The sequence below is a fragment of the Vibrio neptunius genome, from assembly GCF_000967495.1.
GTDB lineage: Bacteria > Pseudomonadota > Gammaproteobacteria > Enterobacterales > Vibrionaceae > Vibrio > Vibrio neptunius.
This window is the reverse complement of record NZ_JXXU01000107.1, coordinates 1-23,145: the sequence shown is the minus strand read 5'-3', so window position 1 is coordinate 23,145 and position 23,145 is coordinate 1. Positions and strand designations below refer to the sequence as shown.

Sequence of the window (23,145 nt, the reverse complement as noted above, 5' to 3'; positions counted from 1 at the left end):
TCCAGTTATCCAGTTATCCAACCCTCCATAGGACGCAGTCCGTTCCCAAATCCCGCTTCTCAATACTCAAACTCACAATTTGCAGCTTTACTCTGCGAAAGTTGTGAGATCTTAAAACCACTGTCTTTGAGCAAGTTCAAAACACTTTGCTCACCGACTAGGTGTAATGTACCGACAACCATTACGTAAGAGCCTTTACGCTTGGGTGACCAGCTTGGTTCTGATAGCTGTTTTGCCCAGTTGATGTTTCGCTGTGTCAAAAAGCTCTGCTCTAACTCGGGCGACATTTCTGTCAGATTGGCGAATTCATTTAACTTATCCAAATCTCCCGCTTTCCAGCTTTCTATCAGGCAGTGAGTTGCGTCCTCTGAGTGATCAAATTCTTCAATAGCGCTCACTAGTAACTCTTTACCCGCTTCTTTTTGCCCTGTAAGCAAATCAATTTGAAATTGAAGTGTCTCCAAGCTGATAACGGGGATATTTTGGATAGCGGCTTTGTTCATCAAATGAGTGTCGATACCTTGAGTGGCTTGGTAACCAAGGTACTCGAGCTGTTTCATTTGTAATGTCAGCGCAGTTGCCCATGGTGGAGACAGCATCAGCTGTTGTGGATCCATGTTGAGTAAATTAGCCATTCCTCTAAGCTCATTCTTCTGTGCTGAGCTCAGCACATCCTTGGTCAACAATGACACGGGTGGGTAGCTGACTCCCTGTGTTTTACGTATGTCCGTTTCGATGATTAACCCGTCACTTGATTTAAGTCGTTGAGTGACTGTTTGAGGCAGAGGGTACATGCTCTCATCTCCAACATGGACTGAGCCCAGAATTAAGTAGTTGAGTTTGCCTTTCTGAGCTTGCCAATAAAGAGGCTCAGCGATAGCAGATATTGAGACAATCAAGGTTAGAAACAGTAGACAGAATTTGTACATGGGTTCTGTTGCCTTACGGAAAACTTGTTGAAATGGTTAGGTTTTGACGTGCTTTAACGAGAGAAAATTGCGCCTAAAATCACACTTTTCTATTTTACCTCCTAGCTTAGCGTAATTTGATGAATACTGTCTTGTGATCTAAGTCTTAATTCATTTGCTGTTATGAATAAATCAGTGCGATCGAATTCTCAGTAATCTCGTTAATTGAGTTATGTTGATTTTGACGTTGTTTTTAAGTTTTTGTTTTTAATGGCTATTATGCTTTCATGGCTTTTGAGATTTGAACAACGTCACTTTCATGGTGATTTTATTTTATGACTAAAAATAAATCGCGATATGTTGTTTATCGTTTTTAAGCTTAGAGCCAAGATTGTTGGTCTAATTTACGTTTGGGGTAAGTAGGATGTTCAAACAAAGTCTACTCGCGACATCGGTTGTCGCATCACTAGTCGGTTGTTCTTTGCTGCAGTCAGATGAGCAAAGGGTCGTTAATTCACTCGCTAGTAGCCTTGAAATTCAATATGAAGTGCTCACTAACCAAGGTGCTAACGAAGGCCTTGCATGTCAAGAGATGGGTGCTGAGTGGGCGTCTTGTAACAAAGTAAACATGACGCTAGTTAACCAAGGAGAAGCGGTTGACTCTAAAGATTGGGCTATTTACTTCCACAGCATTCGTCTGATTCTGGATGTTGAAAACGAACAGTTCAAAATCTCTCGCGTAACCGGTGACCTACACAAACTAGAACCTACAGACAAGTTTGATGGTTTCGCTGCGGGTGAAGAGGTTGTGCTTCCTCTTGTTGCTGAATACTGGCAGCTATTTGAAACTGACTTCATGCCAGGCGCGTTTGTTGCCGCACCAAATGCAGAGCCTAAGATGATCGCTTCTCTTAACACAGAAGACGTTGCCTCTTTCGTGACCGGCCTTGAGGGTAACAACCTAAAACGTACGCCAGATGACAACAACGTATTTGCTAACGCAGTGTCCCGTTTTAAGAAGAACCAAGACCTAGCAAAACAAGACGTATCAACCACGTTACTACCAACTCCATTGTTTGTTGAAGTAGGTAAAGGTACTGTTGATATTGCGGCGGGTATTGGGTTGCCGAAAGACGCATTCGATGCGATTCAATTTGCGGCAATTCAAGATCGTGCAGAGGTGATAGGCGTAGACGTTCGAGGTAAGCTTCCAGTCAGTATCATGGTTGCTCCTGCAGACTTCACCGCTAAATTGGCAAAATCTGGTGCTTACGAAATGAGCATCAAAGGCGACGGTATTGCGATTAAAGCCTTTGACCAAGCAGGTGCTTTCTACGCAGTACAATCACTCTTTGGCCTGGTTGATAGCCAAAATGCTGAATCTCTACCACAACTATCTATTAAAGATGCGCCGCGTTTTGATTACCGCGGTGTGATGGTGGACGTGGCTCGTAACTTCCACTCGAAAGACGCAATTCTTGCAACGCTTGACCAAATGGCAGCGTACAAGATGAACAAACTACACCTTCACCTAACGGATGATGAAGGATGGCGTATAGAAATCCCGGGTCTGCCTGAGCTGACAGAAGTCGGTGCTAACCGTTGTTTCGATTTGGAAGAGAAAAGCTGTTTACTGCCTCAGCTTGGCTCAGGTTCAACATCAGATAACTTTGGTTCTGGCTACTTCAGCAAAGCAGACTACTTGGAAATCCTAAAATACGCGAAAGCGCGTAACATCGAAGTGATTCCTGAAATCGATATGCCAGCGCACGCTCGTGCAGCAGTGGTATCAATGGAAGCACGTTACGAGCGTTTAATGGAAGAAGGTAAAGGAATAGAAGCGAACGAATACCGACTGATGGATCCTCGAGATACATCGAACGTAACCACGGTTCAGTTCTACAACAAGCAAAGCTTCATCAACCCGTGTATGGAATCTTCAACTCGCTTTGTTGATAAAGTGATTTCAGAAGTCGCAGCGATGCACCAAGAAGCGGGCACGCCGCTAACAATATGGCACTTTGGTGGTGACGAAGCGAAGAACATCAAGCTAGGCGCTGGTTTCCAAGATGTGAACGCTGAAGACAAAGTAAGCTGGAAAGGCACGATTGACCTATCTAAGCAAGACAAGCCATTCGCACAGTCTCCACAATGTCAGACGCTAATTGCAGACGGTACGATAAGCGACTTTGCTCATCTACCAAGCCACTTTGCAGAAGAAGTATCGAAGATTGTGGCAGAGAAGGGCATTGCAAACTTCCAAGCGTGGCAAGATGGTCTTAAGTACAGTGAAGGTGAGAAAGCGTTCGCAACAGAAAACACGCGTGTTAACTTCTGGGACGTTCTTTACTGGGGTGGCACATCATCAGCGTACGAGTGGTCTAAGAAAGGATACGACGTGATCGTTTCTACCCCAGACTACGTGTACATGGACATGCCATACGAAGTGGACCCGAAAGAGCGTGGTTACTACTGGGCAACACGTGCAACAGATACTCGTAAGATGTTTGGCTTTGCACCAGAGAACATGCCTCAGAACGCAGAAACCTCTGTAGACCGTGATGGCAATGGCTTCATTGGTAAAGGTGAAATCGAAGCAAAACCTTTCTACGGTCTATCAGCACAGCTTTGGTCTGAGACAGTACGTAACGACGAGCAATACGAGTACATGGTATTCCCTCGCGTACTAGCAGCCGCTGAGCGTGCATGGCACCGTGCTGATTGGGAAAACGACTACAAAGTGGGTGTTGAATACTCGCAAAACTCTAACCTAGTAGACAAAGCTGCGCTAAACCAAGACTACAACCGTTTTGCCAACATACTTGGTCAACGTGAACTGGCTAAGCTAGAGAAATCAGGCATCGACTACCGCCTACCTGTACCAGGTGCGCAAGTAGAAGATGGCACGCTTTCAATGAACGTTCAGTTCCCTGGCGTGAAGCTTCAATACTCTCTAGATGGAAAAAACTGGCTAACTTATGCAGACAGTGCTCGTCCAAGTGTAGGAGGTGAGGTATTCATTCGATCGGTGTCAGCGACGGGTGACAAGTTCAGTCGTGTGACTCGCGTGAAGTAATTCCTCACTTTCCTATAAAGGGAAAAGGCAACAAAAAAACGCCCGACCAGTGATTGATCGGGCGTCTTCATATCTGAAGTTGCTGTTAAGCGACTTGAGTTTGCTGCTCTTCGATTTGCTCAGCATTGCTGATTGGAGATTCTGCGCCGTGCATCCAACGAACAAGTGTGTTTGAGAACAAGAGCAAAATGACACCCGATAGGATTGCGGTTACGGCTATGCCACTAAAGATAGCAAATGCGCCAAGTTCACCAACATGTGAACCAACGTAGCCAGCGACATAGTTAGCAATAGCATTACAGCCGAACCACGCACCCATCATCAGAGAAGCTAGACGAAGTGGGGCTAACTTAGTGACTAATGATAAACCGATCGGAGACAGACAAAGCTCACCGAGTGTATGGAAAAAGAAAGCACCAACTAGCCATAGCATGGAGGTTTTTACTGTGGTGTCACCACCTTGCTCCATGACGGCACCGACCATACATAGAAAACCAAGTGCGAGGAAGAACATAGCGAGGGCAAATTTGACTGGTGAGTTAGGCTCACGTTTACCCAACTTGACCCAAAGCACTGCAAGTAAAGGAGCGAGCGTAATGATGAAAAATGGGTTGAGTGACTGGAACCAAGCCGCAGGCACTTCGAAGCCGCCAACCATACGATCTGTGTACTGCTGAGTGTAGATGTTCATCAGGCCACCGGCTTGCTCAAAACCAACCCAGAAGACAATCGTGAACAGGCTCATCACCAAAATAACTTTGATACGGTCAAATTCTTCTTTCGTCAGTGGCTCTTTTTTAGAGGACTTTTTGATTGCTAAATCTCTCTTGGCAGCTGGCTCGCGGCCAATGTCTCCAAGCCATGACTGAGCAAGGGTCATCTGCATAACCAGGCTAATAAGCATACCTATACCCGCAACAATAAAGCCATATTTCCAGCCAAATTCATCAGTAACAGAACCTGCAATGACGCCCGCTAGCAGCGCACCTAAGTTGATGCCCATATAGAAAATGGTAAATGCACCATCGCGACGATTGTCACCTTCCTGATACAGGTAACCCACCATCGTTGAGATATTTGGCTTAAATAGGCCATTACCCGCAATTAAAAGCGCAAGGCCGAGGTAAAAGGTGTGTACAGTGCCTAGCCCCAACATATCTGCTGGCATGGCTAAGGTGAATTGGCCGACGGCCATTAAAGCGCCACCAATAAGAATAGAGCGGCGTTGTCCGAGGTAGTTATCGGCTAGCCATCCGCCGATAAGTGGGGTGATGTAAACGAGTCCAGTATAGATGCCGTAGAGATCCAAAGCATCTTTAGTCGACCAGCCTAAACCACCATCAAGTGTTGCATCGGTAAGGTAAAGAACAAGGATTGCACGCATTGCATAATAGGAAAAGCGCTCCCAAAGCTCGGTACCAAACAAAAGGAACAAGCCGCGAGGGTGGCCAAAAAATTGTTGATGTTGGTTTGTCATAAGTATTACTAATGAAGGATGTTAAAGAATTTTATTTGTTGTTACGTATACTCTTTAGAGGATGTATCTGCAATGGCTTGGGTTATAAGCTTTATTTATGGTTTCTTCTTAAGATTCTGATATAAAAGAGGTATTTTTCTTAATCGCTTAAAAAATAACGTACTACAAACTTAGTTTCCAAAATCGAGATTATTATTTTGCGGTTTAATGGATTGTTAAATAGCAAAGAGAAGTAAGCGGTGCTTGAGAGAGGGCGATTGGCAAGTGAGCAAACGGGTTTTATTTCAGTAATGGAAGAAGCGTGCGGTGAAAAAAAAGAGGCTCAATGAGCCTCTCTTGGATTTATCTTGATTAATATGAGTCGTTATGAACACTTTGCACAGCACGACCTGATGGGTCAGCCATGTTCTTGAATGATTCGTCCCATTCAATCGCCTTAGCTGAAGAGCAAGCTACTGATGGGCCGCCGGGGACACATTCTGCCGCTGATGGAAGTGGAAATAGCTCTTCAAAGATTTCTCGGTATACATAGCCCTCTTTTGTTGTCGGCGTGTTGTATGGGAAGCGGTAGGCGGCCGTTTCCATTTGCTGGTCAGAGACTTTGGCTTCAGCCACTTCTTTGAGTGTATCGATCCAGCTGTATCCGACACCATCAGAAAACTGCTCTTTCTGACGCCACGCGATTGAGTCGGGTAGGTAGTGTTCGAAACATTCACGCAGGATGTGTTTCTCCATCTTACCGTTACCACACATCTTATCTTCTGGGTTCAGGCGCATTGCCACGTCGATAAACTCTTTATCTAGGAATGGTACGCGACCTTCAACACCCCATGCAGCTAGCGATTTGTTTGCACGAGCACAGTCAAACATGTTGAGTGCTAGTAGCTTACGTACTGTTTCCTCATGGAATTCTTTCGCATTTGGCGCTTTGTGGAAGTAGAGGTAGCCACCGAAGATTTCATCAGCACCCTCACCAGAAAGAACCATCTTAATACCCATTGCTTTGATCTTACGGCCCATAAGGAACATAGGTGTCGAAGCGCGGATGGTGGTTACGTCATAGGTTTCAATATGGTAAATAACGTCACGGATGGCATCTAAGCCTTCTTGAATCGTGTAGGTCATCTCATGGTGAACCGTACCGATCTTGTCTGCGACTTCTCGGGCTGCTTTTAGATCTGGCGCACCTTCTAGGCCTACCGCAAACGAGTGGAGTTGCGGCCACCATGCTTCCGATTTTTCATCATCTTCAATGCGCATTGCAGCAAAGCGCTTAGCAACTGCAGAAGTGATCGATGAATCTAGACCGCCTGAAAGTAGCACACCGTAAGGTACGTCAGTCATTAGCTGGCGTTTAACCGCCGCTTCTAGTGCTTCAGTCAGTTCTTCTTTACTTGTTGAGTTACCTTGGACTGCAGCGTACTCATTCCAGTCACGGATGTAGTAGCGTTGAGGCTCTGTATCACCACTGCCGTAGTAGCAACCAGGAGGGAATTCGCTCACTGTCTTACAAACAGGTACGAGAGCTTTCATTTCTGATGCCACGTAATAGTTACCGTGCTCATCGTAACCTTGATATAGAGGAATAATACCGATGTGGTCACGACCGACTAGGTAGGTATCTTTCTCTTCATCGTATAGAACAAAAGCAAAAATACCGTTGAGCTCTTCTAGAAGGTCGGCACCCATCTCTTGATAAAGTGCTAAGATGACTTCACAGTCAGAGTCGGTTTGAAAATCGTACTTACCTTCATAACGCGCACGGATTTCTTTGTGGTTGTAGATTTCACCGTTTACGGCAAGGATGTGTTTCTTATCGGCGCTATACAGCGGTTGTGCACCACTGTTCAAGCCGACAATGGCTAAACGTTCGTGAGCTAGAATTGCTTTTTCTGAAGAATAGATACCCGACCAGTCAGGGCCACGATGACGAAGTTTCTTAGACATTTCTAAAGCGACTGGGCGAAGAGCTTGAGCGTCACTTTTGATGTCTAGAATACCGAAGATAGAACACATACAACTTCCTTATAAACCTTATTTAATCTGCTGACTTCAATTTGCCATTTTGATTAAAAAAATCAATACTCACTGATTAAAAAGTTTAACTAATAGGGTTGTTGTTAAATATTTTCTATTTTAACTGGTGTTTTGGTGGATGGTGTCTATGTTTGGTTTGTTTTTTGCGCAATTTGATGTGTGGGTAAAGAAAAAGGCAGCGTGAGCGCTGCCTCTATAGAGAGCGTCTTAAGGTTTATTGAATGTCGGTTTCAGCTGCTCACAGACATGTCTGGCAAAACCACTCCCCGCTTCACTGTAAATGTTGAACGCAGCGTCAACGCCTCCTTCATTCAGGCTGTCGAGTTGATCAGGGTAGGCGGCAATAGCGGCAATCTGTCCTTTAAATTCTTTTTTCTGTAACTGCTCTAGCGCAATTTGGTTTCCTTGGTGGTGAGGCATCGCGAGAAGCACCAATTTAACGTTAGCAGTATCGAGAATGCGCTCCCAAAAGTCTGGGTCGGTCGCATCACCGGCAATGACATTTCTTCCTTCTACTTGATGCTCGGCAGCTGCCTCTTCTCTTACTTCAATGCCCAAACAAATCTTTCCGTAACGTGCGCGCAGTTCGTCATAAGCACCCGTCCCAATACGTCCCATGCCGAGGATAAGTACTTGAGCACTGCCTGGGTTGATGAGCTGATCGCGAGTGTGAAGTTTTTCCGCTGCATGCTCTTTTAACCAACGGCCTGAACGGCGATAAAGCTCATGTCCTTTTCTGTTTAAAGGGGAGGCAAGTACAAAGGAAATTGAGACGGCTAGTGCTAAGGCAACCAATATATCTCCGCCCATCCAGCCCATTTTAAAAGCAAGCCCTCCTACGATGAGGCCGAACTCGCTGTAGTTAAACAGACTGAGTGTAGTAAGTAAGGAGGTTCGAACACGGAACTTAAACGTGTTGAGCACGCTAAAATAGAGTATGCCTTTCAATGGCAGTAATAGTAAGAATAAGGTGGCTAAGGCAAAACCCGACATGGTGGGCTGTGCTGCTAATCCGATGTTGAGGAAAAAACAAACCAGAAAAAGTTCTTTAAGATTAAACAGGGATTTAGAAAGCTCGGATGCTTTTTTGTGCCCAGCAAGGAGCATTCCTAGGATCAAGGCACCAAGATCTGGCTTCATGCCCACCAATTCAAACAGCCCTGCCCCGACCACCAAAGCAAAGAAAATGCCGAATAATACCAGCATTTCTCCATGTCCTACCCAATCAAGCACCTTATAGAAAATCGGACGAAGCAGAGGTAATGCAAACAAGATAATGGCATACCATTCAGGTAGTTTTCCTGTCGAGGCGGTCAAAAAAACGACAGCAAAGATGTCTTGCATGACAAGCATGCCGATCGCGATTGTTCCATAAGTGGCGTTCATTTCTCCTTTCTCTTGAAGAGATTTAACAGCGAAGACCGTACTGGAGAAGGATAATGCAAAGCCAAGCAATAAAAGTTGCTCGACAGACATACTGGCTAATGAACTTACACCAAGGAATTTAAAGCAAAATAGAGCGGCACTAAATAAGAGGGTAGATAAAAGGTTATGTATGGTAGCTCCTGCCCAGATCTCTTTAGATAGCAGGGTTTTGACATCCAATTTTAATCCGATTGTGAACAGTAAGAGCGTCACCCCTAGGTCGGCCAGCGTCACTATGGTTTCATTGCTCTCAAAGCCAACAGCATGTAAAGCAAAACCAGCTAGTAAGAAACCGACCAGAGGTGGCAAGTTGCATTTCAGGGTGATAAACCCAGCTAGAAATGCGGCAGAGATTAAAATGAGTTCCATATAAATCCAATTCTTATCTAAACAAAAAACGGGTTACGTATTGTAACCCGTTATTTTAGCTCAACTTGTTGCTAAGGAGATCAATCTTCGAGCAATTTTTGTAACAAAACGCCGTTAAGCATAGCTCGTTTTATCATGGCAAATGCACCTATCGTCGGCTGTGTGTCAATCTCTGAAGCAACAATCGGCAGACCGCTATGGAAGGTGGTCAGTGATTGATTTTCCACGTTGCGACGAATCGCAGGAAAGATAATTTCTTGGCAGCGAGTGATATCGCCTGCGATAACAATTTTCTGCGGATTAAATAAGTTGATCGTAATAGCAATCGCCTTACCAAGCTGATTGCCTACACGGACTAAGCTCTGCTTAGATAACTCATCACCCATGTTGGCGTGATCACACACATCTTTAATGGTAATGGCTTCGATTTCAGTCAAACTGGACTCGTATCCTTGCTTGATAAGTTTTTTCACTCGGTCAATGATAGCCGGGTTAGCCGCGACGGTTTCGAGGCAGCCGAAGTTGCCGCATTGGCATTGTTCACCCAGAGGATCAATCTGAATATGGCCTATTTCACCGACGTTGCGATTAAAACCCAAGAAAACTTGACCATTCACAATTATACCAGCACCGGTTCCTCGATGAACGCTAACTAGAATGGAATCTTGGCAATCTCTGCTTGCACCAAAATAATGTTCAGCCAGTGCCATGCCGCGGACATCGTTACCGACGAAACATCGAACATGGAAAGTGTTTTCAATCAGCTCTGATAGGGCAAGGTTATCGATACTGATATTCGGCATATATTCGACAACCCCAGTCTCTGGGTTGACTAGGCCCGGTAATATAATACCAATCGCAATCAACTGATTGATCACGGTTTGGTTAGATTGAATAAAGCGCTTTAGATGCGTTGTTAGGCCTTCGACTAAATCATCCTGAGTGGTATAAAAGAACTCCTGATACTCAGCAGCGATTTCTTTTCCACCTAAGTTGTACAGGCTGAATTGAATATAATCCCGCCCCAATCGAACTGCGACTGAGTGGAAAGGCTCAACTTCAGTTGTCAGAGATATCGCTCGGCGACCACCAGTTGATGCTTGCTGTGCGACTTCCTTGATTAGACCGCGCTCGAGTAGTTGACGGGTTATTTTTGTAACGCTCGCAGGTGCCAGTTGGCTAACGTCCGCAACTTGGATGCGAGATATCGGCCCTTGTTGATCGATCAGCCTATATACCGCTGCACTATTTAGCTGTTTAACTAAGTCTACGTTACCTATTTGTCCGCCATTCATTCTTAACTTTGCTCGTATTGTCCATTAACAACCGTCGCCTGAACATTGAAGTCACGATCAAAGATTGTCAGATTTGCCACCATGCCTTGTTTTACTCGGCCTAGTTGCTGATCGACTCCTATCGCTTTCGCTGGATATAAAGTTGCCATGCGAAGTGCTTCGTCCAATGCGATACCGACGTGCTCAACTGTATTCTGCACCGCTTCTATCATTGTCAGTGCTGAGCCGCCTAATGTGCCATTTTCATCAACACATTTACCTTCTCGGTAATATACTTTCTTACCAACAAAAATAAAGTAATCCATGTCTGCGCCTGCGGGAGCTGTGGCATCTGTCACTAATACTAATTTTTCGCCTTTAATTTTGTGAGCGATACGTATGTTTGCATAATCGACATGGAACCCATCTGCGATGATTCCCGCGTAGACCTCTGCGCTATCATAGATTGCGCCGACCACCCCAGGCTCACGTCCAACCATAGGGGACATCGCATTGAATAGGTGAGTTGCAAATGAGATACCAGCATCGAAGCTTTTTCGTGCTTCTTTATAAGTCGCATTTGTGTGGCCGATTGAAACAACAATTCCTGACGCTTTGAGGCGTTTGATATGTGCGGGATCATTATGTTCCGGTGCGAGAGTGACTTTCGTAATCACATCTGTATTTTCACAGATGAAATCGATCATGCTGTCTTCAGAAGGCCGGATATGATCGACACTGTGGATACCTTTCTTCATCACGTTTAGGTACGGACCTTCAAGGTGTAAGCCCAGCGATTGATTCTGGAATTGATCGTGGTAAGCGCGCGCAGCAGCAACGGCTTTCCGCATGTCTTCATCAGATGAAGTGATAAGGGTTGGTAGGAAACTCGTACAACCGGATTTAAGGTTGGCTTGGTGCATGGTTTGCATTGCTTCAGCAGAAATATCGTCATTAAACATGACGCCGCCACAACCATTTAACTGTAGGTCGATAAAGCCAGGGCTTAGATTTGCACCGTTCAAGTCCAGAACTTCAATATCCTGAGAAAGGTCAGCTACCGGACATATTGATTCTATTAGTTGGTCTTTGATGATAACTGCGTGATCGACAAGAACATCGTTGCTGGTGAAGATCTTACAGTTAGTTAGCGCATACATGGTTAGCTAATCCTTATCAGTTTTATTTTTAATACTTCTAGTCGGCCCAACGAAGCGATTGAACGCATGCCTTTATACTTTATTTGTGAGCTTCAATTAGATCGCAAAATATCTATAGTAAGCAATCAATATTCTACCGGAAATTGCGCTCAAACTCATTGAGAACCTTGCAGAACAAAGAACCATTAACAAGGGAGCGACGCATGAAAGGCGGCCGTTAAATCAACGAGTACACATCAAGAATACCGCGAATGTTGTTAGTGCGTTGCTATTTTTTTGTATTGTAAAATAAGTTTTATGATCTCGCTAGCAAAATCCTCGAATCGCCAGATTTTCTGGTGATTATGATCACAATTGATAAGGTTTTAATTTGCGGGGCAAAATTAATGACATAAACTGAGCAGGACTAAATTGAGCGACTAAAATAAGTGGCTCATACAAAATACAAAAATCCTATAGGGGGAACTTAAGGTGAATGTTCTTGGATATGCGCAAAAGTTAGGTAAAGCTCTTATGCTACCTATCGCAACGCTTCCAGTTGCGGCTTTGCTCTTACGCTTGGGTCAACCAGACCTTCTTAATATTGCGTTCATGGCGCAAGCCGGTAACGCAATCTTTAGTAACCTGCCGTTGCTATTCGGCCTAGGTATCGCGATTGGCCTGTCTAAAGATGGCTCCGGTGCTGCGGGTCTAGCAGGTGCGGTTGCTTACTTTGTTCTAACTGCCACAGCAACGACAATCGATGCTTCAGTTAACATGTCATTCTTCGGTGGTATTTTCGCGGGTATCATTGCAGGTCACTCATACAATGCTTTCCATGCAACCCGTCTTCCAGAGTGGCTGGCATTCTTTGCAGGTAAACGTCTTGTACCTATCATGGCTGGTCTATTCGCAGTTGTTGCGGGTGCTATTTCTGGCGTTGTGTGGCCAACGATTCAGGGCGGCCTAGATACATTGGCGCACGCAGTTTCTACTTCTGGTGCGATTGGTCAGTTTGTCTATGGTACCCTAAACCGTGCGCTAATCCCTGTTGGTCTTCACCATGTACTTAACTCTTACTTCTGGTTTGGTATGGGCACATGTCAAGAAGTGTTGGTGACAAGTGCTCAGGCTGCAGGTCAAGCGCTTCCTTCTCTGCAGCAGCTGTGTGTGGACCCATACCTTGCTAAGACTCTAACTGCAGGCCAGACTCACACCTTCGAATTTGCTAATTCAGTAACACCAGAAATTACAGCAACAGTGAAAGAAGTGACTGAAACTATCAAGTCTGGTGATCTAAACCGTTTCTTCGGCGGCGATAAGAGCGCTGGTGTATTCATGAACGGTTTCTTCCCTGTCATGATGTTTGGTTTACCTGGGGCTGCACTTGCAATGTACCTAGCTGCGCCAGCTGAAAAGCGCAGCCAAGTGGGCGGTGCATTGTTCTCTGTTGGTTTCTGTTCTTTCCTTACAGGTATCACTGAACCTCTAGAGTTCATGTTTGTTTTCCTAGCGCCCGCATTATATGCCATTCACGCCGTGTTCACTGGCTTGTCACTGGTTGTAGCGAACATGTTTGGTACACTGCATGGTTTCGGTTTCTCAGCGGGTCTAATCGACTTTGTACTAAACTGGGGCCTAGCGACGAAGCCGGTCATTCTGCTACTTATCGGCCTAGGTTTCGGTGCTCTATACTTCTTCACCTTCACCTTTGCAATTCGTGCGTTTGACCTCAAGTCCCCTGGTCGCGAAGACGATGATACCAAAATGGCGGTTGCAAAGAGTGGTGATGCAGGCAAAGGGGACTTAGCTCGTCAGTATCTAAAAGCGCTTGGCGGTCATGAGAACTTAACAACGATTGATGCGTGTATTACGCGTCTGCGTTTGACACTGAAAGATCGCTCTGTTGCGAATGAAGAAGTGCTTAAGAAACTGGGCGCGAAAGGTGTCGTGAAGTTGGGTGAAAATAATCTACAAGTTATTCTGGGCCCATTGGCAGAGATCGTTGCCGGTGAAATGAAAGCGATCGGCATCAATGAAGATTTGTCAGACGTTAAATTGCCATAATAAACGTAATACTCACTAAACAGATTGAGACCTCCATAATTGGAGGTCTTTTTTTTGGTAATCAATGAGTCAATTTGCTGCTTTCATGAACAAAGCGAGCCCTTTATGCAAGTATCGATAGATTATTTGCCAAATAAAGCCCGGTTATAGTTGTGTAATTGCAAAGAATTGTGGATCATTGATTGCTATATGTTTGGAGGCGTATATTGCGCATTCAAACGCTATTTTCTCTGACAATACTGAATAATTGAGGTGCTATAGATGAGTGAAGCTGAGGCTCGTCCATCGAACTTCATTCGCCAAATCATCGATAAAGATTTAGCGGATGGCAAACACACTAGCGTGCATACTCGTTTCCCGCCGGAACCCAACGGTTACCTGCATATCGGTCACGCTAAATCAATTTGTTTAAACTTTGGTATTGCTCAGGACTATCAGGGACAGTGTAATCTTCGTTTTGATGACACTAACCCGGAAAAAGAAGACGTCGAATACGTTGAGTCTATCAAGAATGATGTGAGCTGGTTGGGCTTTGAGTGGAGCGATGAGGTTTGTTACTCATCAAACTACTTCGATAAGCTTTACGGGTACGCTGTTGAATTAATTGAGAAAGGCTTAGCGTATGTTGAAGAGCTAAGTCCTGAGCAGATCCGCGAATACCGAGGCACATTGACGCAGCCGGGTAAACCAAGTCCTTACCGTGACCGTAGTGTAGAAGAAAACTTAGAGCTATTTGAAAAAATGCGTGCTGGTGGTTTCGAAGAGGGCAAGGCGTGTCTGCGTGCTAAGATTGACCTCGCATCATCTTTCATTGTGCTGCGTGATCCGGTCCTATATCGTGTTCGTTTTGCAGAGCACCATCAAACGGGTGATAAGTGGTGCATTTATCCAATGTACGACTTCACACACTGTATTTCAGATGCACTAGAAGGCATTACACACTCACTGTGTACATTGGAGTTCCAAGATAACCGTCGCCTGTATGATTGGGTGCTAGAAAACATCACCATTGATTGCCAGCCTCGCCAGTACGAGTTTAGTCGTCTAAACCTAGAATACACGGTGATGTCTAAGCGTAAGCTAAACCAACTTGTCACTGAGAATTTAGTGAATGGTTGGGATGATCCACGTATGCCGACAATTTCTGGTCTACGTCGTCGTGGCTTCACCCCTGCTTCTATTCGTGAGTTCTGTAAACGCATTGGTGTGACTAAGCAAGACAACATGATTGAGATGAGTTCACTCGAATCTTGCATTCGAGATGATCTGAACGAAAACGCACCTCGCGCAATGGCGGTTCTCGATCCGGTTAAGATCATCATCGAGAACTTTGAACAAGGCAAAGTAGAGTCTTTGACTGTGGCCAATCATCCAAACAAACCTGAGATGGGCGAACGTGAAGTACCGTTCACCCGCGAAGTTTGGATTGAGCGCGAAGACTTCCGTGAAGAGGCGAACAAGAAGTACAAGCGTTTGGTTCTGGGCAAAGAAGTACGTCTACGTGGTGCTTACGTGATCAAAGCAGAGCGTATCGAGAAAGATGTAGAAGGTAATATTACCACTATCTTTTGTAGCTACGATGCAGACACATTGGGCAAGAATCCAGAAGACGGCCGCAAAGTGAAAGGTGTAATCCACTGGGTATCCGCTGATAAAGGTTTGCCTGCTGAGATTCGCCTGTATGACCGTCTATTCACCGTGCCTAACCCTGCAGCAGCGGACAACTTCGCAGAAACAATCAATCCAGAATCACTCGCTAAGCTTAATGGTTTTGTTGAACCAAGTTTAGCCAACGCTGAGGTGGAAAAAGGCTATCAGTTTGAGCGAATGGGTTATTTCTGTGCAGATGTTAAAGATTCAAAACCAGAAGCATTGGTATTTAATCGTACGGTTGGCCTGAGAGATACGTGGGCTAAAATTGAAGCGAAATAATTGCTAAACAAAAAGCCAGTCGAATGACTGGCTTTTTTGTCGAATCTATTTGTTTAAAAGAAGCTGATTACTATCTATAAGCAATGCTGTGATCGACTATTTTTTCAGTTTATGCGCATCAGGGTTATCACGACAACTGCCGTCCGCACACTTACCGTAAAGATACAAACTGTGGTTTGTCAGAATGACATTGTACTGCTTTGCAATTTCTTTCTGTCGCTCTTCAATGATGTCATCAGCAAATTCAATAACTTCACCGCAGTCTAGACAAACCAAGTGGTCATGGTGATGCTGAGTGGATAGTTCAAAAACTGATTTACCGCCTTCAAAGTGGTGGCGAGTGACAATACCTGCGTCATCAAATTGGTTCAGAACTCGGTAAACTGTCGCTAGCCCGATCTCTTCACCAAGATCAATAAGCTTTTTATACAGTTCTTCAGCGCTGATATGTTGGCATTCCGGTTGCTGGAGTACTTCTAAAATCTTCAGTCTCGGAAGTGTAACTTTAAGACCAGCGTCCTTAAGAGCTTGGTTGTTGTCTGACATAAACTTTCCTGTTGATGATCTGCGGTAATTAACAGAATTCATTATTCCTATCATTATAGGGCAGTACAAGGTAACAATAAACCACGAACTTCAAAGGGTTACTAGTATTTTTTTCTAAACACGTGTAGCGTCACTGATAAAACACATCAGACCAGTTACAATTAATTAACATCTTGTTATGAAGACTCTATTTTCAGGGACGAAAGAATGAATAAATCACTGGCAAAAATATACAAACCTGGAATCGTCAAGTTTGCCCTCAATATCTGGCCTCCATTTTGGGGGGCTGGGATCAGGATTATTTCAATAAGCGACGATTTTCGTCAGGTCAAAATGAAACTCAAACTTCGCTGGTGGAATAAAAATGCCAATCGTACTCAGTATGGTGGCAGTATTTTTTCTTTGACCGATCCTGTTTATTCATTAATGTTGATGGGGATCTTGGGAGAGCACTATTATGTTTGGGATAAGGAAGCAAGTATTAACTTCATCAAGCCAGGGCAAAGTGATCTCTACGCAGATTTCATCGTTCCTCAAGACTTGCTGGACGATATCCTACATAAGACATCCAATGGTGATAAGTGTTTTCCTGAGTTTGTCATTTATGTAAAAGACAGGACCGGTAACGTTGTGTCCGAAGTTCAGCGTAAACTCTATGTGCGTAAAAAGCCACAATACCGGGAAGAGGATGATACCGAGGAGCAAATCGCATAAAAAAACCTCCACTGGGGAGGTTTTTCAAATCTTTATTTTAGCCTTCTAACTCAGCCAAACACATTTCTTCATGAATCTGTTTACACCAGTTAGTTACGCGCTCGTCAGTGAGTTCGGGCTGACGATCTTCGTCAACACATAGGCCAACAAATTGACTGTCATCGCCTTCAACTAGACCTTTAGATGCTTCGAACTCATAGCCTTCAGTTGAAGTATGGCCTAGGATAGTGCCGCCTTTGGCTTCTACGATATCGCGAACTGTGCCCATCGCATCACAGAAGTACTCAGCGTAATCTTCTTGGTCACCACAGCCAAAGATAGCAACAAGCTTGGTTGAAAAGTCGATTTGCTCTAGTTCTGGGAAGAAATCATCCCAGTCACACTGTGCTTCACCGTAATACCAAGTTGGAATGCCTAGGAGTAGAAGATCGAAGTTATCGATATCTTCTTTACTGCTTTTCGCTATATCTTGAACGTGAACCAGTTGTTTACCTAGTTGCTTTTGAATCATCTTTGCAACAGCTTCAGTGTTACCTGTGTCGCTACCAAAGAAGATGCCTACACTTGCCATAGATTCGTTACCTTTACTAATTTCTGTTGTGGGCTCGGTTGATATCAGCCGATACCGCCACCTTCCCAGCTAATCTGAATAATGCCTTTGGCGATAAATCCAGCACAACCAAGGAATAGAACCAACCATACAATGCGACGACCGAAAGGAGGAACATTGCCAGCCTTTAACACATCTTTAATCGCCATACCGATTAGAAAAAAGATAGACGCGAAAAGAAGGTCGAGGCCAATTGACTCGATCATGTTCATGTAGTCGTAGAGCATGGGATCCCTTTATGCCGAATTACTTGCGCCGAACTATACCACTCTTGTGAGACAAAGTTAACGGGTTGGTAGCAACCGATCTCTCATTCTGTTTTTAAGTGATAAATTTGCGTATCGCGCGGAGAACTTCTTGCGGTCTTTCTGCATGTAACCAGTGGCCAGTATTCGCAATCACATGAGCTTTTACATTGGCAAACTGTTTTTGCACTTCACCTTGATGCTCTGCTGTGAGGTAATCTGAATCTCCACCTTTCACCATCAGAGTCGGAGTGGTGATTTTATCTATTGGAATCCAATCTAGAATCTGGGAGTAATTGTCCCAAAGACTTGCAACGTTAAACCGCCATTCTAAATGCTCACCATTGTTGTATAGCGACTTGCCAAGAAACTGCCTGACACCTTCCATTTCGATATGCTGCGCGAGAATGTCCAGAGCTTGCTTACGTGAAGTCGGTTTTTGTTCAATTACTGCTTTTAAGCCCGCAAAAACATTGTCGTGCCGACGTTGGCTGTAGGCGACTGGCGCCATATCTAACACCAATAGTTTTTCAACTTGATCTTGGGCAAGCCCTGCTAATTTCATTGCCACTTTGCCGCCCATCGAATGACCAATCAGAATGTAGCGTTCAAGGTCAAGGTGTTGCAGCGTATTTAATACGTCTTGAGCCATCAACTCATAATTGTGTTGAGAGGATTGAAAAGACAAACCATGATTGCGCAGATCAATGCTGACCACCTGAAAATCTTGGCGCAAATCTCGGGCGAGCAAACCAAGGTTATCTAAACTACCAAATAAGCCGTGGATCAAAACTATGGTGTGACCCTCACCTTCGATTTTATAGTTGAGCAGTTGTGACATTTTACTCTATTCGTGACTGGTTTAACGTAGCGCCTCATTCGACCATTAATCTGCTTCAGATAGCAAATCTGGAACTCGCATATTGAGGGGACTTGGGTATATAATCCCACAGAGTTTAAACATAGAGATTGTGAAAAGCGAATGAAAACAATTGAGGTTGATGAGGATCTATACCGTTACATCGCAGGTCAAACCCAACACATCGGTGAAAGTGCATCGGACATATTACGTCGTCTTCTCGTGGTTGATAAGCAGAGTCAACAATCAGCGTCGGTTGTGCCAGCAGTACAGCCCACAGGAATCGTGGTAAGCCGTGATGCAGCCAAAGAAGAAAAAGTAGACAGCGTCAAAGCAATGCGCTCGCTGCTGATATCTGATGAGTTTGCTGGTCTGAAAAAAGCCATCGACAGATTCATGTTGGTATTGTCGACGTTGAACCGCATTGACCCGCAGGGATTTTCCGAAGCAACTCAAGTAAAAGGCCGAAAGCGTGTTTATTTTGCTAACAATGAGCAAACTCTCTTGGAGAGTGGTAACACGACAAAGCCTAAAGCGATTCCCGGTTCGCCTTTCTGGGTGATTACCAATAACAACACCAGTAGAAAGCGCCAGATGGTTGACCAGTTGATGGCGAGAATGAATTTCCCTGCCGACCTTATTGAGAAGGTCACTAACTCAATCTAAGAATTCTGATTTAAACCTCATAATGTTCAAACAGTGCTGGGTATTATGAGGTTTTTTGCTTCTGAACATTTTTATAAAGGATGTCAAAATGGCGATGCACCCACGTGCTGGACAACAAGCCCAACAGCAGGACCTGCATAATATCCCTGCACTTGTCTCGAACTATTTCCTACTTCAACCAGACCCTGCTAATCCTGATCACAAAGTTGAGTTCGGCACTTCCGGACATCGTGGTACTGCAGACAAATCTACTTTCAACGAAAACCATATCCTGGCGATTGCTCAAGCGATAGCTGAATTACGTGCTGAGAAACAAACAACTGGGCCTCTATTTATAGGCAAAGATACGCATGCTTTGTCAGAACCAGCGTTCTCCAGTGTTGTCGAAGTGTTGGTTGCAAACGGTGTTCAAGTCGTTGTCCAGCAGGACAATGGTTATACGCCAACACCGGGTGTGTCTCACGCTATTTTGACTCATAACCTTGAATATCAAGATAAAGCAGACGGTATTGTGATTACACCGTCTCATAACCCGCCCCAAGATGGTGGTATTAAGTACAACCCAACTCACGGCGGTCCTGCGGAAGGTGAATTGACACAAGCGATTCAAGATCGTGCAAATGCCCTGATCGCTGAAGGTTTGCAAGGCGTTAAGCGTATGCCGTTAGCTGAAGCAAAAGCGTCAGTGCTTTTCTCAGAGAAAGACTTAGTTAAGCCGTACGTTGACGATCTTGTGAATGTGATTGACATGGAAGCCATTCAAAAAGCAAATATTAAGATCGGGGTTGACCCACTTGGCGGCAGTGGGATCGACTACTGGCGACAAATCGGCTCTGCTTACAATCTAGATTTGACTTTGGTTAGCGAAGCGATTGATCCATCGTTCCAGTTTATGTCGCTAGATAAAGACGGCGTGGTACGTATGGACTGTTCATCTCCTTACGCAATGGCTGGTCTGTTAGCGCTAAAAGATGAATATGATCTGGCGTTTGGCAATGACCCAGACTACGACCGTCATGGAATTGTTACACCAAAAGGTTTGATGAACCCAAACCACTTCCTCGCTGTGTGTATTGATTATTTATACCGTCACCGTGAAGAGTGGGGTAAAGATGTCGCCGTTGGTAAGACGCTGGTGTCAAGTGCATTGATTGATCGCGTTGTTGCTGATCTTGGTCGCGAACTGTGTGAAGTCCCGGTTGGTTTTAAGTGGTTTGTTGATGGTCTTTACGAAGGTAAATTTGGTTTTGGTGGCGAAGAGTCAGCAGGGGCGTCTTTCCTACGTAAAGATGGTACGCCTTGGTCTACCGATAAAGATGGCATCATTCTGTGTCTTCTAGCTGCTGAGATTACAGCGGTAACAGGCAAGAACCCTCAAGAATACTACGAAGAGCTAGCAGCGAAGCATGGTGCTTCTGAATACAACCGTATTCAGGCTGTGGCAAACGGCCCACAGAAAGAGGTGCTAAAGAGACTGTCTGCTGAGATGGTGACAGCGGAAACTCTTGCAGGTGACACGATCACTGCTCGCTTGACCCACGCGCCTGGCAACGGGGCTGCGATTGGTGGCCTCAAAGTCACGACTGATAACGGTTGGTTTGCGGCTCGCCCATCTGGCACAGAAGACATCTACAAGATCTACTGTGAGAGCTTTAAAGGCGAAGAGCATTTGAAGCAAATTGAAGCAGAAGCACAAGATATCGTGAATCAGGTATTTGCTGACGCAGGTCTTTAACTTCGACAACTAAGTGTTGTATCAAGGGCTGACTATTTGTCGGCCCTTTTTTGTGAAACAAGGAACGGGCTGCGCCCTTCGGGAACGGGCTTCGTCCTATGGAGAGCAGGAACGCTGCGCTATGGAAAGCGGATCGGGCTTCGCCCTCCGAGAGAAAGATTTGTCATTCCATAGACCGAAGAATGAGGGAGTAGGGAATCTCATATAATTGCCGACATACTTAAAGAGATCCCCAACTCGCTCGTGCCTCACTCTCGAGGATGACGAAAGCAGGATTTGCCCAACCTTCTTATTGCGTGTTTATTAGTTTGGCCAACTATCAGGCACAACAAACCAAAATTGACCGCCTTTCGTCTGAGCATGGACAAACCTTCCATTGGGTTTATCGATAGGGTTGGTGAACTCTTCTAGTCCAACCGCCCAAAGTGGCTTTTCAAGTTCATAAAGCGGTTCGCCAATCTGGTCCCACTGACTTTGATAGCACCAATATCCATTGATTTGGCTAGAGTTTATCGTGAGCCCAAGACACTCTTCCGGAATTGTCTCTGGTGAAAAAGGATTAATATAAAGACGCCCTTGGATTAACAGGTGCTCAGTGAGATCAGAGTAATGAGGGTATTGTTCGAGGAATTCCGGAGCTGCACTCATTTTTAATTGATGCGAGAGCATTCTAGCGAGTTTTTTATCTAGCTGATCGTGGGCATTCGGTCCGTACCAAACGCCTGTATGTAAAAGATAGAACTTAATCGCGACTTCCCAGTGTTCTTTCTGCTGTGACTCATGGTTGTCTAGAATGAGATCAATTGCGCCTATGGTCTGTCCTGACGCTTTGTTGATTTGAATCTCTTCTTCGAGCAGCGAATATTTTGAACTATTGCTGATGAGCTCAGTGCATAGGTGCTGGTAGATGAATCCTAAGCGAGGGTTTCCCTGATAGTGAACTTGTTTTAAAGGAGTGATATTCAGCGCTTTGACATCGACAAATGGTGGTGTCAGGTTAAATAGCGATGGCGTTTCATGTACCCAGTGATAAAAACGTTGTAAAGCGTTCATCCTTAAACCTATATCTGCTTGAACGCCACTATTGTAGCTAGGTGCTGGTAAGGTTGCTATGGTTCGAATACACTTTGCTCACTAAGATAAAGCGCAATGTTAGCAATTAGATGGAAGCTGTCATGAACAACTTACAATTAGAAAAAATCCTCAACGAGAAGCTCTCTCCACAGTTAATCAAAGACTATGCACCTAACGGATTGCAGGTTGAAGGTAAAGAGCAGATTAAAAAGATCGTGACTGGTGTGACTGCTTCTCAAGCATTGATTGATAAAGCGGTTGAGTTAAAAGCAGACGCACTACTGGTTCATCATGGCTACTTCTGGAAAGGCGAGCCGGAACCCATTCGTGGTATGAAAGGCAACCGCATTCGTACCTTGATAAAAAACGACATTAATTTAATGGGTTACCATCTGCCTCTTGATATCCACCCTGAGCTAGGCAATAACGCTGAACTCGCTCGTTTGCTGGATATTGAAGTGCAAGGCGGCCTAGAAGGGCATCCTCAATCCGTCGCTATGTTTGGGCGTTTGAAATCTCCGATGACAGGGGCTGAGTTTGCTGCCAAGATCAATCAAGTACTTAAACGCCAGCCTCTTCATATTGCCCCAGAAAATGCAGACAAAGTGATTGAAACGGTCGGATGGTGCACTGGTGGTGGTCAGGACTTTATTGAATTGGCAGCGAGACACGGTTTAGATGCGTTTATTTCGGGTGAGATCTCAGAGCGCACTACTTATTCTGCTCGTGAGCAGGACATTCACTACTATGCTGCCGGTCACCACGCGACAGAGCGCTACGGAATCAAAGCACTAGGCGAGTGGCTAGCCACTAAACATGGCCTAGATGTTGAATTTATTGATATTGATAATCCGGTGTAAGAGAAGGGCGGACTTCGTCCTACGGGAGAGTGGGAACGGGCTATGCCCTTCGGGAACGGAGTGCGTCCTATGGGTGGGGGAACGGGCGATGCCCTATGGAACGCTGCGCTTTTGGAAAACGGGATCGGGCTT

General features: G+C 45.0%; 18 protein-coding genes. 7 read left to right on the top strand and 11 right to left on the bottom strand.

Annotated features, from left to right (window positions below):
• Positions 1-59: 59 nt before the first annotated feature.
• Entirely contained in the window at positions 60-929 is an 870-nt protein-coding gene (locus TW84_RS23020; RefSeq protein ID WP_045977938.1) for a TraB/GumN family protein, read from the bottom strand.
• Between the two features lie 403 nt (positions 930-1,332).
• Here TW84_RS23020 and TW84_RS23015 point away from each other — a divergent pair, with 403 nt between their 5' ends.
• Positions 1,333-3,984, top strand: a complete 2,652-nt coding sequence (locus tag TW84_RS23015) for a beta-N-acetylhexosaminidase (protein ID WP_045977937.1) — start codon at positions 1,333-1,335, stop codon at positions 3,982-3,984.
• A gap of 85 nt (positions 3,985-4,069) precedes the next feature.
• Here the strand turns inward: TW84_RS23015 and TW84_RS23010 are convergent, their stop codons facing one another.
• The 5 genes from TW84_RS23010 to nagA all read right to left on the bottom strand — a co-directional run bounded on the left by TW84_RS23010 (position 4,070) and on the right by nagA (position 11,726).
• On the bottom strand, positions 4,070-5,461 hold the full coding sequence (locus TW84_RS23010; protein ID WP_045977936.1) for a peptide MFS transporter: 1,392 nt from the start codon (positions 5,459-5,461) through the stop codon (positions 4,070-4,072).
• Positions 5,462-5,812: 351 nt separating this feature from the next.
• Positions 5,813-7,477 carry an asparagine synthase B gene (asnB, locus tag TW84_RS23005; RefSeq protein ID WP_045977935.1) on the bottom strand — a complete coding sequence of 555 codons (1,665 nt, stop codon included), beginning with the start codon at positions 7,475-7,477 and terminating at the stop codon, positions 5,813-5,815.
• A gap of 228 nt (positions 7,478-7,705) precedes the next feature.
• Positions 7,706-9,292 carry a cation:proton antiporter family protein gene (locus TW84_RS23000; RefSeq protein WP_045977934.1) on the bottom strand — a complete coding sequence of 529 codons (1,587 nt, stop codon included), beginning with the start codon at positions 9,290-9,292 and terminating at the stop codon, positions 7,706-7,708.
• An 80-nt stretch (positions 9,293-9,372) separates the two neighbouring features.
• Positions 9,373-10,587 carry a DNA-binding transcriptional regulator NagC gene (gene nagC, locus TW84_RS22995; protein WP_045977933.1) on the bottom strand — a complete coding sequence of 405 codons (1,215 nt, stop codon included), beginning with the start codon at positions 10,585-10,587 and terminating at the stop codon, positions 9,373-9,375.
• Positions 10,588-10,589: 2 nt separating this feature from the next.
• Positions 10,590-11,726: an N-acetylglucosamine-6-phosphate deacetylase gene (gene nagA, locus TW84_RS22990; RefSeq protein ID WP_045977932.1), complete on the bottom strand. Its 1,137-nt coding sequence runs from the start codon at positions 11,724-11,726 to the stop codon at positions 10,590-10,592.
• A 471-nt stretch (positions 11,727-12,197) separates the two neighbouring features.
• On the opposite strand from nagA, the gene nagE reads away from it, so the two are divergent.
• On the top strand, positions 12,198-13,772 hold the full coding sequence (gene nagE, locus TW84_RS22985) for an N-acetylglucosamine-specific PTS transporter subunit IIBC (RefSeq protein WP_045977931.1): 1,575 nt from the start codon (positions 12,198-12,200) through the stop codon (positions 13,770-13,772).
• 261 nt (positions 13,773-14,033) lie between these two features.
• Positions 14,034-15,704, top strand: a complete 1,671-nt coding sequence (glnS, locus tag TW84_RS22980) for a glutamine--tRNA ligase (protein WP_045977930.1) — start codon at positions 14,034-14,036, stop codon at positions 15,702-15,704.
• A 96-nt stretch (positions 15,705-15,800) separates the two neighbouring features.
• On the opposite strand, the gene fcrX is transcribed toward glnS, so the two are convergent.
• Positions 15,801-16,250, bottom strand: coding sequence for a ferric iron uptake transcriptional regulator FcrX (gene fcrX / locus TW84_RS22975; RefSeq protein ID WP_045977929.1), 450 nt, complete (start codon positions 16,248-16,250; stop codon positions 15,801-15,803).
• Between the two features lie 207 nt (positions 16,251-16,457).
• Here fcrX and TW84_RS22970 point away from each other — a divergent pair, with 207 nt between their 5' ends.
• Positions 16,458-16,964: a DUF4442 domain-containing protein gene (locus TW84_RS22970; RefSeq protein WP_045977928.1), complete on the top strand. Its 507-nt coding sequence runs from the start codon at positions 16,458-16,460 to the stop codon at positions 16,962-16,964.
• Between the two features lie 37 nt (positions 16,965-17,001).
• Here the strand turns inward: TW84_RS22970 and fldA are convergent, their stop codons facing one another.
• The 3 genes from fldA to TW84_RS22955 all read right to left on the bottom strand — a co-directional run bounded on the left by fldA (position 17,002) and on the right by TW84_RS22955 (position 18,660).
• Complete coding sequence (gene fldA / locus TW84_RS22965) at positions 17,002-17,535, bottom strand: flavodoxin FldA (RefSeq protein WP_045977927.1); 534 nt, start codon at positions 17,533-17,535, stop codon at positions 17,002-17,004.
• A gap of 44 nt (positions 17,536-17,579) precedes the next feature.
• Positions 17,580-17,801, bottom strand: coding sequence for a DUF2788 domain-containing protein (locus tag TW84_RS22960; RefSeq protein ID WP_045977926.1), 222 nt, complete (start codon positions 17,799-17,801; stop codon positions 17,580-17,582).
• 94 nt (positions 17,802-17,895) lie between these two features.
• Entirely contained in the window at positions 17,896-18,660 is a 765-nt protein-coding gene (locus TW84_RS22955) for an alpha/beta fold hydrolase (RefSeq protein ID WP_045977925.1), read from the bottom strand.
• 141 nt (positions 18,661-18,801) lie between these two features.
• Between TW84_RS22955 and seqA the strand changes: the two genes are divergently transcribed.
• Together seqA and pgm are read left to right on the top strand one after the other, a co-directional pair.
• Positions 18,802-19,344, top strand: coding sequence for a replication initiation negative regulator SeqA (gene seqA, locus TW84_RS22950; RefSeq protein WP_045977924.1), 543 nt, complete (start codon positions 18,802-18,804; stop codon positions 19,342-19,344).
• Between the two features lie 88 nt (positions 19,345-19,432).
• On the top strand, positions 19,433-21,079 hold the full coding sequence (pgm, locus tag TW84_RS22945; RefSeq protein ID WP_045977923.1) for a phosphoglucomutase (alpha-D-glucose-1,6-bisphosphate-dependent): 1,647 nt from the start codon (positions 19,433-19,435) through the stop codon (positions 21,077-21,079).
• A gap of 303 nt (positions 21,080-21,382) precedes the next feature.
• Here the strand turns inward: pgm and TW84_RS22940 are convergent, their stop codons facing one another.
• Positions 21,383-22,132, bottom strand: a complete 750-nt coding sequence (locus tag TW84_RS22940; RefSeq protein WP_045977922.1) for a DUF1853 family protein — start codon at positions 22,130-22,132, stop codon at positions 21,383-21,385.
• A 122-nt stretch (positions 22,133-22,254) separates the two neighbouring features.
• On the opposite strand from TW84_RS22940, the gene TW84_RS22935 reads away from it, so the two are divergent.
• Positions 22,255-23,013 (top strand): Nif3-like dinuclear metal center hexameric protein, encoded by a 759-nt coding sequence (locus TW84_RS22935; protein WP_045977921.1) that lies wholly within the window; start codon positions 22,255-22,257, stop codon positions 23,011-23,013.
• The last annotated feature ends 132 nt before the right edge of the window (positions 23,014-23,145 follow it).